This window comes from Undibacterium sp. Ji49W (assembly GCF_049340205.1).
Lineage (GTDB): Bacteria > Pseudomonadota > Gammaproteobacteria > Burkholderiales > Burkholderiaceae_D > Undibacterium.
Window position 1 is genome coordinate 58665 of record NZ_JBMPOW010000022.1, and the last position, 17905, is coordinate 76569.

The following is a 17905-nucleotide window of genomic DNA, read 5'->3' on the forward strand; positions in this document are numbered from 1 at the left end:
ACTTGGCGCCTGCCCCGCTACCTATCTGTCTGGCGAGTGATAATCAGCTTCGTTGATATGCATCAAAATTTGCCGGCAAGCGCAGCCGGATTTGATACAGTCTTGTAACAAATCCGCTTGCTGTCAGCTCTTCAAAGTCTTCAACTGTGTTTCTGCATCTTCCCGCAATTTTTTGTTGAGGGCAGGTTTGTAAGAGAGGGATTTTTCAAAATTTGAAATGGCTTTGGGTTTGTCATTGACGGCCTGCTGGCATTGGCCCAGGCGGTAGTAGCTGGCAGCATTGACGTCTATGCTCAGGGATTTTTCAAACCAGTTGATGGCATCCTTGTGTTTGCCCTGTTCCTGCAAGGCGCGGCCCATGCCATAGGAACCCTGGTATTTGTCCGGGTAACGCTGTTGCAGTTCACTGAAGACGCGTTCTGCATCGGCATATTTCTTTTCTTGCACATACACGGCACCAACGTTGAACAACACGTTGCGCTGCATCCTGCCCAGGGCTTCGACATTGCCGGGGATGGCCGAGAGTGCACTGGTTTCTGCACGGCTGGCTTTTTCGTCCGACAGGTCTATCGTTGCCTGCATCAGGTTGCTGGCTGCGCTGCTGACCTTGGCGGTTTCCAGTACCAGGTTTTGTGCCTTGCTTTTACCACCACCGGCAATGGCCGGCGCTTGCAGGTAATACTGCAACAGCGAATTGCGGGCGCTGAAATTTTTCGGGTCCAGCTCCACCGCCTTGATGAAGGCATCGCGGATTTTACCGGCATAGGACATGGCGGCAAACATGCTGCCTGAGGTGGCTTTGGTTCCCAGCACATTGCCCAGCATTTCATGGCATTCGGACATCTGTGGATGAGCGCTGATGCATTGCTCGGCATACTTTGCACCATCATCGAGTTTATCGAGCTTGCCTTCGGTCAGTATCAGGTCAGCCTTTGCCAGCAGGGCATCGGCATTGTTCGGGTCGCTGGCCAATTTTGCGCTGGCAGCTTTATCGGCTTCGGCATATTTCTTGGCTTTCATCAGCGCTTCATATTCATGGGCGCTGGCGGTTTGTATCGCCATCATGGCAAGCGACGTGATCGATGTGGCAATCAGGGTCTGCAACAATTTCATAGTGTTCTCAATCAGGATGATGACTCAAGCTTAACGGTGCCATGCCAGTTTTGGTTGACCTGGCCACCGTTTTACCCGATTTTTACGTGATCATATTCAACTTATTTGACTTCATCCTTGACATCATCTTGTTCGGTAGCAGTTTCTTCCCGAGCTGCTGGTGGCAGGAAAAAATCACGCGGGCCTTGCCAGAAGCGAGTCCACAACAAGACAGTCAACAGGCCACCCTGACCAAAACTGACACGCCGTGAACGCAAGGCAACCAGCATCGCCAGACTGAAGCTGACGCCCAGGTTCACCATACCTATTGTCATGATGCCAAACAGCGAATAAGCCGCTACCTGCCAGCTCATATGGTTGTCCAGGCCAACCAGGGCAAAGGCAAAATTGGCGCTGGCAAAGGTGATATGACGTATATCAATCGGCAAGCCAAAGAAACTGCCGAGCTGGCCTATGGTACCCAGCATGACACCAAAGAAAAAATTACCAGCCAAAGCACCCAGGTTATTACCGATATAAGTCGTCACCCGCAGCAATCTGTCTTCACCCAGTATTGCCTTCAGCCAGCGGAGTTGCCGCAAGCGATCAGGGATGTAGGCATAGCTGGCCTTGTTGTCGTAATAACCGGAAATCAAGCCCGACAAGAACAGGCAGACGCCGGCAATTGCCGCATGCGGCAGGGCGAGGCTGTTGAATGGATCGATGTCATGCAGCAGGTGCTCTGCTTTTTCTGGCGACACCAGGTGCTTGCCTGTGATTTCAACCCAGGCCCAGGCAATGGCATAGGCCGTGGGTATGGCCAGACCAACGTTGCCGATAATAGCGATGAATTGTGAGCGCAAGACACGCACAATCAATTCCACCAGTTCATCCAGTTTTTGCTTGCCTTCGTCAATTGCCCGCGCTATCAGGGCGGCCGTCATGGCAGGCTGTTTGGTGGCGATGGTGAAATGCAGTACATGCACCAGCATGAAGCCGGATGAATAATTCAGGCTATAGAGCATGGCATAACCAAACGGTGCCATCGCCATACTGCCAAACAGGATCTTGATCAGCGCCATGAAGCCGACAATAAAGCCAGCCCCCAGGGCCGAGCGCAGCATGCTCAGCCATTCGCTGCGGTTGTTGGTGACATAATGTTCGCCGCTACGGCCCGCTCTTTCCGTGACTTGCAGCGACAGCAGTTCGGTACTGGTCTGTATCAGATTGCGCAGGCTGTGGCGCTCGTTGTCTGCCTTGACCAGTTCTTTCAGCAATTGCACGCCCAGTTGAGCGGTGTTGCTTGTGGCGCGGCTATCCAGCACATCCAGCAATTTGCGCAAACGGGCAATGCTCTGCGTCAGTTGCAGCAGCAAACGCGTCAGGCTGATGGAGACGCCTTGCAAAGACGCAGTACGACGTATGCGGTTGGCGATGTCTTCACACTGTGTCAGCAAGACTTCGATGTGCTTGCTGTCTTCGCGCAACTTGTCCTGATCGATCAGCCACTGGCTGTAACTCAGCACATAGTCATTGATGGCATCGTTTTGCCGCAGGAAGGGGGATTCAAACTTTTCTATATCCGGGTGATTGCGTACCAGTTCTGCTTCCAGCCCGATATTCGTGATGCGATACGACAGCACCTGCACTGCACTCAGGATTTCGCTTGTCAGAGTGCCATGAGTCAGGCGCGCCTTACGTGAGCGAAAGCCGATGGCGGCGATCAAATCTACCCAGGCCTGGTCTTCAATGCCATTCACCCAGATATGGTCAGTCTCTTCGTGAAACAATTGCCCAAATACATCCTTGATGTAGGCTTCATTGACCAGGGGCGGCAAAATCTTGTTGAACAGGCGCTGGCGGGCTGCGGTCCAGAAACCAACGTTCTGGGTAATGCCGGTATCGGTGAACAAATGCACCAGCTTGCGCGTGGTCAGTACCTGCATCAGGTAGGTGCGTAGTGCACCGCGCCATGCAGGTCGTTGCCGCAAGACAAAACACAGTGCCCGCAGATTGTCCGTTGCACGGCCGATATCATGGGGCCGTTGTGGTCTTATTTCTGCTACCAGTTTGCGCAGGTGCAGGATATCGTTCAGTGCAGGGTGTTCGGTAAGGCGGAGTTGAATCTCGTCTAAAACCTTGTCGATGCTCAAACGTTTCTCCTCAAAATACTATAGAGCGTAAGTTGTAACGCAATTTGCGCCATTTGTCATGTGAACAAGTCAGAAGTTTTTGCCCTTAAATGTGGTTGGTCCTCATGAAATGGGGTTTTGTACAGCTTATTCCAGAGCATTTGCATGCAAGTAAGGACAATTTAGTCTAAAGTGTCGGCTTGTACATAACAAAGGTCAGACGTTGGAAAATTTATTGCTGGTGCTTGCTGCCCTGTTACTGGTCTTGTTAAACGGCTTTTTCGTTGCAGCAGAGTTTGGTCTGGTGAAGTTGCGTCAGACCAGGGTACGCAGTATTGCGAAGACCTCGGGTTTGCGAGGCCGTTTGCTATTCACGGTCCATCAGCATCTGGATACCTACTTGTCTGCCTGTCAGTTAGGCATTACGCTGGCTTCACTGGGCCTGGGCTGGATCGGTGAACCTGCCTTTGCTCGCCTGCTACACCCCGTCTTTATCCTGGTCGGCGTCAATTCGGAAGAATTGATACACGGCATTTCCTTCTTCTTCGCCTTCTTTGTCATTTCCTTCCTGCATATCGTGGTGGGTGAACTGGCCCCCAAATCCATGGCTATCCGCATGCCTGAACGGGTATCTCTGTGGACGGCACCGGCTCTGTATGCGTTTTACTGGACCATGTATCCGGCTATCTGGACCCTGAACTGGAGTTCCAACAAGGTCTTGAAATGGATAGGTCTGAGTGCCGAGCACGGTGGCGACGCCCATTATTCGCCGGAAGAACTGAAACTGATCCTGCGCGGCAGCCACGGCGGCAAAAAAGAAACCCGTGATGAATGGAGCATCATGGCCCAGGTGCTGGATTTTGGTGGCCTGGAAATTTCTGACCTGATGCGCCCCATCAATGAAGTGGTGGCCATGTATAAAAGCGTGTCGCTCGAAGAAAACATGGAAACCGCGGCCCGTAACCGCTTCAGCCGTTATCCCTATTTTGATGAAGATGACGAAACCGTACTCGGCATGCTGCATCTGAAAGACCTGTTCCTGGCCCAGCAGGCCGGCAAGCCGCTGGATGATCTGAGCAAGCATTTGCGCCAGGTCGAATTTGTTCCGCCTACCATGCCTGCGCTGGAATTGTTTCGCCGGTTCCGCAAGGGCGCGCCGCATTTTGCCATTGTCGGCAACCGTGGCAGCAAGCCGGTCGGCTTTCTGACGCTGGATAACCTGCTCAGTGCCCTGGTTGGCCAGATACGCGATGAATTCCGCCAGAATGAAAATGACTGGACCCTGCTGGACGACGGCACTCTGATAGGCAAGGGCAGCCTGCCGCTGTTTACCCTTGGTAGCGCACTGGGCTTTGATGTCGATAGCGATGAAGTCGAATCGATTGGTGGGCTGATCATGCACAAGCTGGGTGATTTGCCGGTGGAAGGCCAAAAGGTTGAATTTGAACGCTTCGATGCCGTGGTCAAAAAAATGAATGGCCCGCGCATTATTCTCGTCCGTATTCACCCAAAGAACGAGTCATAAACCACACAGGTTTTGACAAAAAAACGGGCAATATTGGTTTAACGCAAATCCGGCTTAAATAGGCGTTTGAGCTGTTGCCAGAGTTCTGTACACTGTATATTGGTCAGACCTAAATATAATCTTTATAGGACTTACGCAAAATTGTCCCAGCAAGGCGTAGCGACGAAGACAGTACGAACAGTACGGCAAGGAGCTGCAACGCAGCTGGGGCGGTTTTGCGTAAGTCCTACTTTATAAAATGCCCGCGCACTGACGCCGTTTTGTTGCCCGAGTCTGGAAAGCCTTCCTTCGATGACTTCTCACAACAGTTTGACCAGCTACACACGCAGCTTCTGGCTGACATTGGCCGTGTTCGCCATTTTTACACTGGTTTTTGTCTGGTATGTGCATTCAGAAAAATCCATAGACCGGGTGAACGACCTCCGTTTTGAATCCCACGTGCTGTCCACAGAGTTGCAACAAACCTCGGAAGACCTGACGCGCATGGTGCGTAGCTATGTCGCTACCGGTAACCCTGACTACAAACGCTATTACCAGCATATTCTCGATGTCCGCAATGGCAAGGCACCACGACCCGCAATGGGAAAAAACCTGTTCTGGGATCTGGTCCCCGCTATCAACAGCAAACGTATCAGTGATGATCCCGGTGCCCCCAGTGTTGCAGGAAGCAGCGTTCCCTTGCTTGACTTGCTTGGCAATGCCGGTCTCAGCAAGGAGGAATTTGCTCGTCTGGAGCTGGCAAAAGCCAATTCCGATGCCCTGACCAAGATAGAATGGGCTGCCATGCGTTTGATCGAAGACCCGGCAGAAGAACCGCAATCCGCCAGGCAACGGGCGATGGCCATGTTGTACGACAATCAGTACAGGCAGGCTAAACTGGCCATCTTGCGTCCGATAACGGAAGCCCATGAAATGATAGAGCTACGCAATCTTGCTTTGGTCAAGGGCGCCGAAGAGTTCGCCTTGCGCCTGCGTTTGCTGTTTATTGTGGTCGGTGTTTTGTTGGTGGGTTTGCTGTGGCGTTCTTACCGTGCGCTGAATCTGACACTGGGAGGTTCGATTGCAGATGTGCATGCAGGTCTGGTGAATTTGGGTAAGGGAAATTTCTCTGCCCCTGTTCCCGTCAGGCTGGGGGCAGAAGAAAGCATCATGGGCTGGTTAGCCATCACCCGCAAAAGGCTGGCGGCAATCGAAGAAGAAAAGCGTCTGGCGGCACAGAAAAGTGCGCGTCTGAGCCAGCTCTACAGTGCATTGGCGCAGTGTAACCAATCCATCTTGCGCATCGATAATAAAGCCGAGTTGATGCCGCGTATATGTGAAGATGCCGTTACTATTGGCGGCCTTAAAATGGCCTGGATAGGCTTGGCTGATGAAAACGAACAGGTGTTGAAACCGATTGCCTCGTTTGGCAGCGGAGCCGGCTATCTGCGTGATCTGCATTTTTCGCTCAAGGCTGACGACCCGACGGCGCAGGGACCCAGTTCCCTGGCCTATCTGCAAAAACAACCATACTGGTGTCAGCATTTTCAGAGTGATGCGGCTACTGCTCTTTGGCATATGCGTAGTGCTGAGTATGGATGGCAGGCATCAGCAGCACTGCCATTGCTCAACAATGGCAAAGTGGTGGGTACGTTTAATCTGTATTCTGACCAGGAAGATGCCTTTGATAAGGCAGTACAGGATTTACTGATTGAATTTGCCGTCGATGTCAGCCATGTACTCAATCGTTTTGAACTGGAAGCTGAACGCCTGCATGCCTTGCAGATGGAAGAATTGCGTAGCTTCATGCTGGAACGGATTACCGGCAATGCGACGCAGAAAGAATTGTTCCATGATGTTGTGCTGAAAGTTGAATCATTGCTGCCAGATTGCCTGTGTTCCATCATGTTGCTGGAAAAGGATGGCCTGCGTTTGCGCACCGGGGCCGCCCCCAGTCTGCCGGACTTTTATGTTCACGCCATAGAAGGCGTGGCTATCGGCAGTGGTGTAGGCTCCTGCGGGAATGCGATGTTTGTGGGCGAGCGCACCATTGCCAATGATTTATCCACGCATCCTCATTGGTTGGATTATTGGGCGGTGGCAGAGCAGGCGAATCTGCGTTCGTGCTGGTCAGAGCCGATTTTTTCGGCACAGCGCAAGGTGATCGGTGCTTTCGCCATTTACCACCGGCAGCCTTTAAGCCCGGATAAGTTTTCTTTGCAGATGCTGGAAATGGCTGCCAACCTGATCGCTATAGGCATAGAGCGTAAGCAGACAGAAGAAACCTTGCGCAAGTTATCGCAGGCGTTGGAACAAAGCTCGAACGCCATCGTGATTACAGACACGCTGGTGAATATTGAATACGCGAATGATGCCTACCTGAAGAACGCAGGCATGCGACTTGATGAAGTCATCGGATGCAAGCCCAGCATCATGCGTTCTGGCCAGACTGCACCGGAGATTTATGCAGATATGTGGCAGCAACTGGAGCGCGGTGAGAGCTGGAAAGGTGAACTTGTCAATCGCTATGCCGATGGCCTTGATCATACTGACCTGGCGCATATTTCACCGATACGCAACAGCGAAGGTGTGGTCACGCATTACCTGTCGATACAGGAAGACATCACCGACAAGAAACGAACGGAAGAACGCATTAAATACCTTGCCCACTATGATGCATTGACAGGTTTGCCCAACCGTACCCTGCTGGATGAACTGGCGCGTTATGCGCTTAGCCTTGCAGAAAGAAACAACGATGCGCTGGCAGTGATATTTTTTGATCTGGATCACTTCAAGGATATCAACGATACTCTCGGTCACAGCCTGGGTGACGTCATGCTGGTTGAGCTTGCCAAGCGTCTGGTGGCCGCCATGCGTGAAAACGATACGATATCGCGGCTGGGTGGTGATGAATTTATCTTGTTGTTGACAGGGGTCGATGAACACAAGGTGGAACAGGTCGTGCAAAAACTGATGCAGGTCGTGAACGCGCCATTCCGTATCGGTGAATATGATCTGAATGTCACCGCATCGATGGGTATTGCCATTTATCCCAACGATGGCAAAGACCTCGAAACCCTTTCCCGCAATGCCGATGCCGCCATGTATCGCGCCAAGCGTGAAGGACGTAATGCCTTCCGTTTCTTCACCCAGGAAATGCAGGAACGGTCGACCCGCCATCTGGAATTGGTGAACGCCTTGCGACTGGCGGTGGAAAAGCAGCAGTTTCAATTGCATTATCAACCGCAGATTGCCATGCACAGCGGGGCAGTGGTTGGTGCCGAAGCCTTGCTGCGCTGGCAGCATCCCGTACTGGGTGCCGTGTCGCCAGCAGAATTTATCCCGGTGGCGGAAGAAAGCGGCCTGATTTTATCTATCGGCGAATGGGTGTTGCGCGCTGCTGTGCGGCAGTGGAAGCAGTGGCAAGCGAATGGCCTCCCGGATTTGCTGATTGCCGTCAATCTGTCTGCCGTACAGTTCCGCCATCATGATTTGCCGGCGATGGTCACGCGCATTTTGCGTGAGGCAGACATGCCGCCAGAATGTCTGGAGCTGGAACTGACCGAAGGGGTCGCCATGCATGACCCGCAAGGTGCCATCGCCGTCATGAATAATCTGCATGAGCGTGGCGTACGTATGTCTATCGATGATTTTGGTACCGGCTATTCTTCACTCAGTTATCTGAAGCAGTTCAAAGTGTACAAACTGAAGATAGACCAGAGTTTTGTACGCGACATCAGCACCGATCCGGAAGACCGGGCCATCGTCAGTGCGGTCATCAGCATGGCCAGAAGCATGGGCCTGATGACTATTGCAGAAGGTGTCGAAACTACAGAGCAGTTGGAATTTTTGCGCCAGCAAGCCTGCGATGAAGTGCAGGGTTACCTGTATTCAAGGCCCTTGCCACCCGAGCAGTTTGAAGCCTACGTCCGGAATAATTTGAAATAAGTAGAATCAGTTATCACCCAGGCAGATACCGATGTCTCTTCCGGTTTGCAGGGTATCACTGTCCATCGGTACGGCCTTCATGCGGCCCGCCACTTCTTCCAGTGCGACATAATTTACATTCGGAAAAGCCAGTGCCACCATGATGCCGGAATGACCTTCGTCCAGTGCACGTACGGCCGCTGCACCAAAGCGCATGGCTGACAGGCGGTCAAATGCTGTCGGACTGCCACCGCGCAATAAATGCCCCAGAACCACCGAGCGAGCTTCCTTGCCGGTCAGTCTCTGCAAGTCATGCGCCAACTGGTCGCCAATGCCGCCCAGTCTTTCCACATAGCCGCTACTGGCGCTTGCCTGCAATGCATGCTGGCCACCGAGCGGTGTAGCGCCTTCTGCTGCCAGCACAATGGAATAATGCCTGCCATTGATATCGCGGTTGCGTATCATGGCAGCTATTTTTTCTGCATCGTACGGAATTTCCGGTATCACAATGGCGTGTGCATTGGCCGCAATACCAGTATGCAGGGCAATCCAGCCGGCATAACGTCCCATCACTTCCACTACCATGATGCGCTGGTGGCTTTCGGCTGTGCTGTGCAGCCTGTCCACACATTCGGTGGCAAATGAAACAGCCGTATCAAAACCAAACGTGGTGAAGGTTTTGTCCAGATCATTATCTATGGTCTTGGGCACACCGACTACCCGCAAGCCTTGCTGATGCAGCGCGTGGGCTATGGTCAGGGTGCCATCGCCGCCTACACAGATGAGGGCGTCGATATCCATCTGTTTCAGGTAATGATGGATGTCTGCGCTGCGGTCGACCTCTTGCACGCTGCCGTCCGGCATGGTGGTTGCAAACTTCAGGGGATTGCCATGATTGGTGGTTCCCAATATCGTGCCACCCAGATGCCCTATGCCACGCACCTGATCGATGGTCAGACGCACCACCCCATTGTGCGGATAGCGCTCCGGCAGCAAGATGCCGTTGAAGCCTTCACGTATGCCAAAACATGCCCACCCCCTTTGCTCTGCCGCCAGTACCACCGAACGTATGACGGCATTCAGGCCAGGCGCATCGCCGCCACCGGTGCTGATGGCAATGCGTTTGATGGATGCGGACATGGTTTTCCTGAGAGTCTGAGGTTTATCAGAAAGGAATATACTCGATTCCATGAGAAATCTGTCCGATGACCTGGGCAATGTTTTCCGTGCTTTCGCTGAAACTGGCAAGAATATCCGGACGTGTCATGCCAGCTGCAACGCGGCCATTCCAGTAATTGAAACCTGCCTGATCAGGATTGCGATGCAAGACATTGTTATACAGCGCAGTCAAAAACATGTTGTCTGAAATATTTGTGCCATACATTTGTTTGAATTCTGCGGAATTCACAAATCCTGCTGCGGCATGGCTCAGACTTTCTGCCCCCTTGTCGAGTTGACCTATCCAGTATCCCAGACCAGCTTTATCAGGCGTGCGATTGAAGGCCGCCTGATACAGACGATAGGCCTGACCAGCATTGCCATCCAGATCCAGCGCTACGATCTTGTCGTTAAATTGCAGGCGTTCTACATTGACCAGGGTATCAACCTGGCCATTTAAAGCCCAACCTGGTGCATTGATGGTGATAGTGAAGCCATTTTTTGTTGATTGATGGAAAAGTAGTTCGATACATTCTGTATCAACAAGGTGTCCAGTCCGGCACCACCATCGAAGCTGTCATTGCCGACGCCCAGTATGAATAGTTCGCTGCCGCTGGTGCCTGTCCAGTTGTCATTGCCAGCCACTATTCTGGCGAAGACATCAACGGATTTGTTCAAGTCATCACCTGGCTGTATCTGGTAATTTGCACCAGTGATACTGAATTGTTCGACGCCTTGCCCGTTTCTGACGGAAAATGAGGTCAGGGTGCCACCAACAGGAGCCGCTTCAGTGCTGTTATAACTCAGGTTAATACCCGTCCACTGCGTTTGCAGCACGTTGCTGGTGAAGCTACCTGATTCCCGGTTTTGGACAAAACTGATTGCCGTGCTGTATGGGGCAGAAAAAAACAGACCCTGACCGCTTACTTTGATGTTTGCCATTGCTACCCTTTGCCTTTAGTGAGATTGCATGTGCGATGCCAGTTATCTTGATGATAGTTGCCTGAAAGTTATTGTTTGAAATGATATCACTGAAGTCACAAGGAAGTGTGACAACTGTCAGGTGGAGGTACAGGTGTCAGGTAGTAATGCGGATACCGCATTCCAGACTGTGCATTTACATGGCATTTACATGGCATTCAAGGGAATTTTCAGATAGCGTATGCCGTTGCTTTCTGCTTCAGGCAGAGTGCCGGCACGTATATTGACTTGTATTGCCGGTATCAGCAGATAAGGCATTTCCAGGCCACTGTCGCGCTTCTGGCGTAAAGCCACAAAGTCGGATTCGCTGACGCCGTCGCGTATATGGATATTTTCTGCTTTTTGTCTGGCAACGCTGGTGTGTGTACAGACCTCGCGTCCGGCAGGCGGGTAGTCGTGACACAGAAACAGCTGTGTCTCTGGTGGATAGGCCAGCAGCCTGTGTATGGAATGGTATAACTGTGTGGCATCACCACCAGGGAAATCGCAGCGTGCCGTACCCACGTCCGGCATGAACAGGGTATCGCCGACGAAAATGCTGTCAACAATATGGTAAGCCATGTCTGCCGGTGTATGCCCCGGTACAAGCAAAGCACGGGCCCTCAGTTTGCCGATAAAAAAATCTTCATTGTCGACAAACAGATGGTCGAATTGTGAACCATCGACGGCGAATGCCGGCTCCAGATTGAACAGGGATTTGAATGCCTCTTGCACCTGGCTGATGTGCTGACCGATGGCGATCGTACCGCCGGCCTGTTGTCTGATGTATTGCGCCGCAGACAGGTGATCGGCATGGGCATGGGTTTCCAGTATCCATTGCAGTTGCAACTGCTGTGCCTGAAGAAATTCCAGCACCTGATCGGCAGACTGGGTTTTGGTGCGGCCAGATTTTGGTTCGTAATTGAGTACAGGATCAATCACGGCCGCATGGCCGCCAGCTTCATCAAAGACGACATGGGTCGCAGTGCAGGTCTGGGTATCGAAGAAGCTTTGTATATGCGGTTTCATGGCGAGCCCGGTTTTGCGTGATGTATTGATGATAGCAAAGATGTTGGTGAAATTGATATCGTCTTGTATGGGAACTCTCTTGCGCAATCTCGTGAACAATCTCATGAACAATCTCAAGCGAGGTTCACTCGACGAGCCGGGCAGCAAGGACTACACTAGCGCTATTTTTTTGATTGCGAGCCTGTATGCTGCTATCGCTGACTGATTTCATCGTTATCCTGATTGGTGCCGTGGTCGGCCTGATCATGGGTTTAACAGGGGCGGGGGGCGGTATCCTGGCGGTACCGGCCCTGGTCTACGCCCAGGGCTGGAGCATGCAGCAAGCCATGCCGGTTGCCTTGCTGGCAGTCAGTGCGGCTGCTGCCATCGGTGCCATTGAAGGCTTGTACCGCAAGCTGGTGCGCTACCGTGCCGCGATGCTGATGGCGGTGGCTGGCAGCCTGCCTACATTGCTGGGCGTGCAGCTTGCCCATCGTCTGTCACAACAATGGCTGATGCTGGCCTTTGCCCTGATCCTGTGTGCTGTCGCCGTGCGTCTGGTGCTGCAATTGCGTACACCGGACAATGCAGATGGCCCGCGTTCTGCGCTGGCACATATCAATAGCAGCACGGGGCGCTTTGAATGGTCTTTCAAGACCGGGGCGGTGATTGCCTCGATTGGTGCTGTCTCCGGCTTCATGACGGGTTTGCTGGGTGTGGGCGGTGGTTTCGTCATCGTTCCCATGCTCAGGCATTACACCAATGCCAGCATGCATGTGGCGGTCGCTACCTCGTTGCTGGTGGTCAGCCTGGTAGGTAGCATGGGGGTGGGGTCGGCCTTGCTGAGTGGTGCCAGCTTGCCGCTGACCTTGTCGGCTTTTTTCGTGATCACGACGGTCGGTGGCATGGTGGCAGCGCGACGCATTGCCGTCCGGCTTCCGCCGCATCAGGTGCAAATTATTTTCATTTGTTTGTTGGCATGTGTGGCCGCCAGCCTGTTTTACCGCGTAGTAAATTAACAGAACTTACGCAAAACAACGGCAACAGTGTAAGTCCTGATTATTAGTTAAACAGTTAAACAGTTAAACAGTTAAATAGTTAAACAGTCAGCCGGTGCCCGTGCGGCTGCCATTGAGCAAGGCAGCCTGAGATTCCAACTGGCGTGCGACATTGCCACATACCAGATCACACAAGGCATAAATTGATTCGTCGGCAATATGGTAATACACCGAAGTACCACGACCTTCACGCCCAACCAGGCCATGCTTGGCCAGTGTAGACAGATGTCGCGAGACATTCGCCTGCGAGCAGGCGCAACGGTCTGCCAGTTCGCCGACATTATGTTCTTTTTCACGCAGACAATTAAGAATGCGCAAACGGGTTGGTTCAGCCAGGGCTGAGAAATAATGGGCAATCTGTATCAATGCCTGATCAGATAATCCGTCCATAGCAATCAATGTAATAGTGGGGAATGTTCCTATCATACCCCGACTGATGAGGATTTCCCATGCTTAATTTACTATTTGCGTAATTGCGCAAATAAGCATATTATGCGCTCATGGTACCGGTAAAAAGAATTTAAAAAAAGGTGCCATTTTTTTAATGAGCCTTGTCCATGACTCCCAGATTCTTGACTCCATCGATACCTTTCATATTGAAGCAAGTACTTGCTTTCTGTGGAATCTTTCTTGCGCTGCAAGTTGCTGCGACAGACCTGGAGGTGGCCGGGGTGAGAAGCAGCCGCAATGCCAGCAGTATCACCGCCGATGGCGTTGTCGAAGCTGTCCGGCAGACCGTGATTGCTGCACAGGTATCGGGGGGGATTACCGATTTGCCAGTCAAGGCTGGTGACAGCATGAAAGCGGGACAGGTACTGGTGCGTCTGGATGCGCGTGCGGCAAGTCAGCAGGCGCATGCCAGCCAGGCGCAGGTAGAAGCGGCACGCGCCAGCCTGCAACTGGCAAGTAAGGACTTTGAGCGCCAGAAACAGTTATTTGCCCGTCAGTACATCAGTCAGGCTCAACTTGATCGTGCTGATGCGCAATTCAAGTCGGCCACCGCTGATGCCAGCGCGCTCATCGCGCAGGCTGGCGCGGTGCAGACACAGTCGGGCTTCTACACGCTGACAGCACCCTACGCAGGCCGCATCGCAGATGTCTATATCAGTCAGGGCGATATGGTGACGCCCGGTAAATCACTGATGACAGTATTCGATCCGGGTGCCTTGCGCGTGACCGCAACCCTGCCCGAAGCGCAACTCGTCAATCTGTCAAAAGGCGAATCGATAATGGTAGAAATACCTGGACTGCCTGCTGCGATTCGACATATCAAAGTTGACAGGCTTACCGTGCTGCCGGTGACGGACGCCGGTACGCATACGGTGCAATTGCGAATTGATCTGCCAGCTATCAGTGGACTGGCTCCTGGCATGTTTGCTCGCCTGCAATTGCCGGCGCAGACATTGGGCAAGGACGATAATGCACGTCTGTATGTACCGGCCAAAGCAGTGGTGCGTCGTGCCGAGTTGTATGCAGTGTATGTAGTGAATTCGCAAGGCAAGGCCATGCTCAGACAGATCAAGCCTGGTCCCGTCGTCGGCAACGAACAGGAAGTGCTGGCAGGTGTTGCTGCCGGTGAAAAAGTGGCGCTTTCTCCTTTGGCTGCTGTGCTGTCGCGATAAGGATGGCCATGGTAAAACAATTGGGATATTCAGGCCGCATTGCGCAATTTTTCCAGACGGCACAAATCACACCCTTGCTGGCTCTGCTGGCATTTTTGCTCGGCATATTTGCCGTTATTGTCACGCCGCGTGAAGAAGAACCGCAAATCAATGTGACGATGGCGAATGTGCTGATTCCCTTCCCTGGCGCATCCGTCAAGCAGGTGGAGCAGCAGGTGGCAATACCGGCAGAACAGGTGCTGGGACAAATCGCCAATGTCGAACATGTGCTGTCGGTATCACGGCCAGGCATGGCTGTCATGACCGTGCAATTTGAAGTCGGCGTGTCACGCACCGAAGCATTGGTGCGTCTGTACGATGTGGTACACAGCAACCGTGACTGGTTCCCGGCAAAGCTGGGCACGCTGGAGGCCATCGTCAAACCAAAGGGCATTGACGATGTGCCTGTTGTTGCCTTGACTTTATGGAGCAAGAATCCGCACAGCGCAGCCTATGATCTGGAACGTGTCGCCCACAGCATGGAAGCCGAACTCAAACGTGTAAAAGGCACGCGTGAGATCAGCACCATAGGCGGTCCTGGCCGTGCCATCAATATAGAACTTGATCCCACCAGACTGGCGGCAAATGGCCTGACCGTCATGGATTTGCAAAACAGTCTGCAGGTCGTCAATCTGGGTTTGCCAGTTGGCGAGCTGACGCGTGCAAATCAAAGTATTGCCATCGACGCCGGTCCCTTTCTGCATGATGCACAGGCAGTGTCTGAAGTCGTGGTTGGTGTCAGGGCAGGCAAGCCCATCTTCATGAGCGACGTTGCCACCGTGGTCGATGGCCCGCTGCCAACCAGTACTTTTGTATGGCATGGCCAGGTCGGCAAAGAGGCTGGGGAATATCCGGCAGTGACCATCGCCATCAGCAAACAACCGGGACAGAATGCAGTGACCGTTGCCGATGCCGTCAAACAGCGCGTTGCAGAGTTACGCAATACCGTCATACCGGAAGGTGTGGAAGTCAGCATCACCCGCAATTATGGCCAGACGGCTGACGACAAGGCCAAAAAACTCATACAGAAATTATTGTTTGCCACTTTGTCTGTAGTGGCGCTGGTATTCATTGCGTTGGGGCGACGCGAAGCCGCGATTGTCGGCACGGCGGTTATATTGACCTTGACCGTAACCCTGTTTGCCTCCTGGGCCTGGGGTTTTACGCTTAATCGCGTATCCCTGTTCGCCCTGATTTTTTCCATAGGCATACTGGTCGACGATGCCATTGTCGTCGTCGAAAACATACACCGACATCAGGCTTTGTTTCCAGATAAGTCGCTGACAGAAATCATACCTGCTGCTGTCGATGAAGTTGGTGGCCCCACCATACTGGCGACACTGACAGTGATTGCCGCATTGCTGCCCATGGCATTCGTCAGTGGTCTGATGGGGCCGTATATGAGTCCCATTCCCATCAATGCCAGCATGGGCATGTTGCTGTCGCTGGCTATTGCTTTCATCGTCACACCCTGGCTGGCACGTATCTGGATGAAGCAGGCTCATGATGGGCATGAAAGTAAATTGCAGAAAAAACTGGGCGTGTTATTCCAGCGTGTATTTCGTCCTTTTCTTGATGAAGGCAAGGCTAGGGTGAATGGCTGGAAGCTTACGCTGTTCATCTTTGCACTGATTGCCATTTCAGTTGCCTTGCCGGTAATCGGTTTAGTGCAATTGAAGATGCTGCCGTTCGATAACAAGTCAGAATTCCAGGTCGTGGTCGATATGCCAGCCGGTACGCCAGTAGAAAAAACAGCGGCGGTATTGCGTGAGCTTGGCGCTTACCTCTCCAGAGTTCCAGAGGTAGCTGACTACCAGGCTTATGTCGGTCTTGCCGCACCCATCAATTTCAATGGCCTAGTGCGCCAGTATTATTTGCGCTCTGGTGGTGATGTCGGTGACTTGCAGGTCAACCTGGTGGACAAGCATCATCGCAGTGAACAAAGCCATGCTATCGCCAGCCGTTTGCGTCCGGCCTTACAGGAAATCGGTCAACGTTTTTCTGCCAATGTCAAAGTAGTGGAAGTGCCACCCGGCCCGCCAGTACAGTCAGCCATTGTTGCAGAAATTTATGGCCCGACCGATGACGGACGGCAGCAAGTTGCCAAGGCAGTACGCGAAGTATTTAACAAGACGGCCGGTGTGGTCGATGTTGATGACAGCAGTATCATCAATGCACCAAGAAAAATCCTGCTGATAGACCAGCGCAAGGCGGCTGCACTTGGTATCAGTCAATCGGCAATCGTCACCACCTTGCCTGCCGGCCTGCATGGTGATGCAGCCAGCTATCTGCATGATGAAAGTAAATATGCGACCGCTATTCAGTTGCAATTGCCAGTGACTGAACAAGGCAATCTGGATAGCCTGTTAAGCCTGAGTGTCATGTCGGCGCAAGGGAAGCTGGTACCTGTGCGTGAGCTGGTAATTATTTCTGACACCCTGCGCGAGCAGGCGCTGTTTCACAAAGATGGCTTGCCCGTCAATTACGTTGTTGCCGACATGGCAGGTGCGATAGACAGCCCGCTATACGGCATGTTTGCCATGCGCAGCGACATTGCAAAAATCATCGCCCCCGATGGTGGCAAGCTCAAGGAATTCTTTATCCATACTCCGTCTGATCCGTATCGCGATTTCAGCCTGAAATGGGATGGTGAATGGAAGATTACCTACGAAACCTTCCGCGACATGGGTGCTGCCTATGCAGTGGGCCTGGTATTGATTTACCTGCTGGTTGTAGCGCAATTCGGCTCTTACCTGACACCGCTGATCATCATGGCACCGATACCCTTGACTATCATCGGCGTCATGCCTGGCCATGCCTTGCTGGGCGCGCAATATACGGCTACCAGCATGATAGGCATGATCGCCCTGGCAGGCATCATCGTCAGAAACTCTATCTTGCTGGTGGATTTTATTCATGTGCAGGTGGCTGCCGGCATGGCATTTAAGGATGCCATAGTCAGTTCGGCCATCACGCGTGCGCAGCCAATTGCGCTGACCGGTTTGGCAGCCATGCTGGGTGCCTTCTTCATTCTCGATGACCCCATCTTTAATGGCCTGGCCATCTCGCTGATTTTTGGTATTTTGGTATCCACCTTGCTGACTCTGGTGGTGATACCGCTGCTGTATTACAGCGCCTACAAAAACCACCAAAACCACCCTGATTTTCAACAAGGAGCTTCATCATGACTAGCTGGCAAATCGTTCGTATCGTTGCAGGTTGCTTCATCCTCCTGAGCCTGGCACTGGGCATACCCGGCAGCCCGCTGTTTGTGAATCAGTGGTGGCTGGCTTTTACGGCTTTTGTAGGAATTAATTTATTGCAGAGTGGCATTACCAAGTGGTGCCTGATGGAAAGTATTTTGCGCAGGCTGGGCGTGCGTTCTGGTAACTAAGCGCCTTGGAA

14 protein-coding genes are annotated in these 17905 nt (G+C 52.6%); 7 read left to right on the forward strand and 7 right to left on the reverse strand.

Features of this window, described 5'->3' with window-relative positions:
• Window positions 1-123 precede the first annotated feature (123 nt).
• Window positions 124-1113, reverse strand: coding sequence for a tetratricopeptide repeat protein (locus ACO0LK_RS23025; RefSeq protein WP_422979231.1), 990 nt, complete (start codon window positions 1111-1113; stop codon window positions 124-126).
• A gap of 101 nt (window positions 1114-1214) precedes the next feature.
• Complete coding sequence (locus ACO0LK_RS23030; protein WP_422979233.1) at window positions 1215-3245, reverse strand: site-specific recombinase; 2031 nt, start codon at window positions 3243-3245, stop codon at window positions 1215-1217.
• Window positions 3246-3447: 202 nt separating this feature from the next.
• Between ACO0LK_RS23030 and ACO0LK_RS23035 the strand changes: the two genes are divergently transcribed.
• Together ACO0LK_RS23035 and ACO0LK_RS23040 are read left to right on the forward strand one after the other, a co-directional pair.
• Window positions 3448-4749 (forward strand): hemolysin family protein, encoded by a 1302-nt coding sequence (locus ACO0LK_RS23035; RefSeq protein ID WP_422979235.1) that lies wholly within the window; start codon window positions 3448-3450, stop codon window positions 4747-4749.
• Window positions 4750-5040: 291 nt separating this feature from the next.
• Window positions 5041-8676, forward strand: a complete 3636-nt coding sequence (locus ACO0LK_RS23040) for a bifunctional diguanylate cyclase/phosphodiesterase (protein WP_422979237.1) — start codon at window positions 5041-5043, stop codon at window positions 8674-8676.
• A gap of 6 nt (window positions 8677-8682) precedes the next feature.
• Here the strand turns inward: ACO0LK_RS23040 and ACO0LK_RS23045 are convergent, their stop codons facing one another.
• Both ACO0LK_RS23045 and ACO0LK_RS23050 read right to left on the reverse strand, forming a co-directional pair.
• Complete coding sequence (locus ACO0LK_RS23045; protein ID WP_422979239.1) at window positions 8683-9795, reverse strand: 6-phosphofructokinase; 1113 nt, start codon at window positions 9793-9795, stop codon at window positions 8683-8685.
• A 25-nt stretch (window positions 9796-9820) separates the two neighbouring features.
• Window positions 9821-10171 (reverse strand): DUF4214 domain-containing protein, encoded by a 351-nt coding sequence (locus ACO0LK_RS23050; protein ID WP_422979307.1) that lies wholly within the window; start codon window positions 10169-10171, stop codon window positions 9821-9823.
• Between ACO0LK_RS23050 and ACO0LK_RS23055 the strand changes: the two genes are divergently transcribed.
• Window positions 10079-10273 (forward strand): hypothetical protein, encoded by a 195-nt coding sequence (locus ACO0LK_RS23055; protein WP_422979241.1) that lies wholly within the window; start codon window positions 10079-10081, stop codon window positions 10271-10273. The two genes, ACO0LK_RS23050 and ACO0LK_RS23055, sit on opposite strands and share 93 nt — an antisense overlap.
• On the opposite strand, the gene ACO0LK_RS23060 is transcribed toward ACO0LK_RS23055, so the two are convergent.
• Both ACO0LK_RS23060 and ACO0LK_RS23065 read right to left on the reverse strand, forming a co-directional pair.
• Window positions 10270-10755 carry a hypothetical protein gene (locus ACO0LK_RS23060; protein ID WP_422979243.1) on the reverse strand — a complete coding sequence of 162 codons (486 nt, stop codon included), beginning with the start codon at window positions 10753-10755 and terminating at the stop codon, window positions 10270-10272. The two genes, ACO0LK_RS23055 and ACO0LK_RS23060, sit on opposite strands and share 4 nt — an antisense overlap.
• Window positions 10756-10941: 186 nt before the next feature.
• Complete coding sequence (locus tag ACO0LK_RS23065) at window positions 10942-11802, reverse strand: MBL fold metallo-hydrolase (RefSeq protein ID WP_422979309.1); 861 nt, start codon at window positions 11800-11802, stop codon at window positions 10942-10944.
• Window positions 11803-11987: 185 nt separating this feature from the next.
• Here ACO0LK_RS23065 and ACO0LK_RS23070 point away from each other — a divergent pair, with 185 nt between their 5' ends.
• Window positions 11988-12800 carry a sulfite exporter TauE/SafE family protein gene (locus tag ACO0LK_RS23070; protein WP_422979245.1) on the forward strand — a complete coding sequence of 271 codons (813 nt, stop codon included), beginning with the start codon at window positions 11988-11990 and terminating at the stop codon, window positions 12798-12800.
• A gap of 87 nt (window positions 12801-12887) precedes the next feature.
• On the opposite strand, the gene ACO0LK_RS23075 is transcribed toward ACO0LK_RS23070, so the two are convergent.
• Entirely contained in the window at window positions 12888-13229 is a 342-nt protein-coding gene (locus ACO0LK_RS23075) for an ArsR/SmtB family transcription factor (RefSeq protein ID WP_422979247.1), read from the reverse strand.
• A gap of 167 nt (window positions 13230-13396) precedes the next feature.
• On the opposite strand from ACO0LK_RS23075, the gene ACO0LK_RS23080 reads away from it, so the two are divergent.
• The 3 genes from ACO0LK_RS23080 to ACO0LK_RS23090 are packed head-to-tail and all read left to right on the forward strand — an operon-like array spanning window position 13397 to window position 17894.
• Window positions 13397-14461: an efflux RND transporter periplasmic adaptor subunit gene (locus tag ACO0LK_RS23080; protein ID WP_422979249.1), complete on the forward strand. Its 1065-nt coding sequence runs from the start codon at window positions 13397-13399 to the stop codon at window positions 14459-14461.
• Between the two features lie 8 nt (window positions 14462-14469).
• On the forward strand, window positions 14470-17688 hold the full coding sequence (locus tag ACO0LK_RS23085) for an efflux RND transporter permease subunit (RefSeq protein WP_422979251.1): 3219 nt from the start codon (window positions 14470-14472) through the stop codon (window positions 17686-17688).
• Complete coding sequence (locus ACO0LK_RS23090; protein ID WP_422979253.1) at window positions 17685-17894, forward strand: YgaP family membrane protein; 210 nt, start codon at window positions 17685-17687, stop codon at window positions 17892-17894. Before ACO0LK_RS23085 ends, ACO0LK_RS23090 begins: the two co-directional genes overlap by 4 nt.
• The last annotated feature ends 11 nt before the right edge of the window (window positions 17895-17905 follow it).

Bases quoted from the DNA above. Each gene is read 5' to 3' on its own strand.
- ACO0LK_RS23025 (WP_422979231.1), bottom strand. From the start codon at position 1,113: ATGAAATTGTTGCAGACCCTGATTGCCACATCGATCACGTCGCTTGCC.
- ACO0LK_RS23040 (WP_422979237.1), top strand. From the start codon at position 5,041: ATGACTTCTCACAACAGTTTGACCAGCTACACACGCAGCTTCTGGCTG.
- ACO0LK_RS23045 (WP_422979239.1), bottom strand. From the start codon at position 9,795: ATGTCCGCATCCATCAAACGCATTGCCATCAGCACCGGTGGCGGCGAT.
- ACO0LK_RS23055 (WP_422979241.1), top strand. From the start codon at position 10,079: ATGGCTCAGACTTTCTGCCCCCTTGTCGAGTTGACCTATCCAGTATCC.
- ACO0LK_RS23060 (WP_422979243.1), bottom strand. From the start codon at position 10,755: ATGGCAAACATCAAAGTAAGCGGTCAGGGTCTGTTTTTTTCTGCCCCA.
- ACO0LK_RS23065 (WP_422979309.1), bottom strand. From the start codon at position 11,802: ATGAAACCGCATATACAAAGCTTCTTCGATACCCAGACCTGCACTGCG.
- ACO0LK_RS23070 (WP_422979245.1), top strand. From the start codon at position 11,988: ATGCTGCTATCGCTGACTGATTTCATCGTTATCCTGATTGGTGCCGTG.
- ACO0LK_RS23075 (WP_422979247.1), bottom strand. From the start codon at position 13,229: ATGGACGGATTATCTGATCAGGCATTGATACAGATTGCCCATTATTTC.
- ACO0LK_RS23080 (WP_422979249.1), top strand. From the start codon at position 13,397: ATGACTCCCAGATTCTTGACTCCATCGATACCTTTCATATTGAAGCAA.
- ACO0LK_RS23085 (WP_422979251.1), top strand. From the start codon at position 14,470: ATGGTAAAACAATTGGGATATTCAGGCCGCATTGCGCAATTTTTCCAG.
- ACO0LK_RS23090 (WP_422979253.1), top strand. From the start codon at position 17,685: ATGACTAGCTGGCAAATCGTTCGTATCGTTGCAGGTTGCTTCATCCTC.